1 protein-coding gene is annotated in these 244 nt (G+C 64.3%); it reads right to left on the bottom strand.

The annotated features are described in order from the left end of the window. A partial coding sequence (locus DBR44_RS19580) for a hypothetical protein (RefSeq protein ID WP_158613688.1) occupies positions 1-244 on the bottom strand: 244 nt, incomplete at both ends.

The following is a 244-nucleotide window of genomic DNA, read 5'->3' as shown; positions in this document are numbered from 1 at the left end:
CAGCCGTCAGCACATGACCAGGCTGAGCGGTACCGTTGATGGTGACGTTCAGCGTGTCACCCACCTTGGCATCCGCCGGCAGGCCGATGTTGACGGTATCCGTCGTGGCGCTGCCCTGCTCGGCCTTGTTGAGGTAGCCATCGTTATTGGCATCGGTGGCGATAACGACGGTCGGTGCGGACGGGGCGGTGGTGTCGCGAACGGCACTATCGCTGGCGCTGGCCGAAGTGTTGCCGGCTACGTC

The organism is Aquitalea sp. FJL05 (assembly GCF_003852595.1).
In the GTDB taxonomy this organism is placed as follows: domain Bacteria; phylum Pseudomonadota; class Gammaproteobacteria; order Burkholderiales; family Chromobacteriaceae; genus Aquitalea; species Aquitalea aquatilis.
Note: the sequence above shows the minus strand (reverse complement) of the source record. Positions and strands in the feature narration are given on the sequence as shown.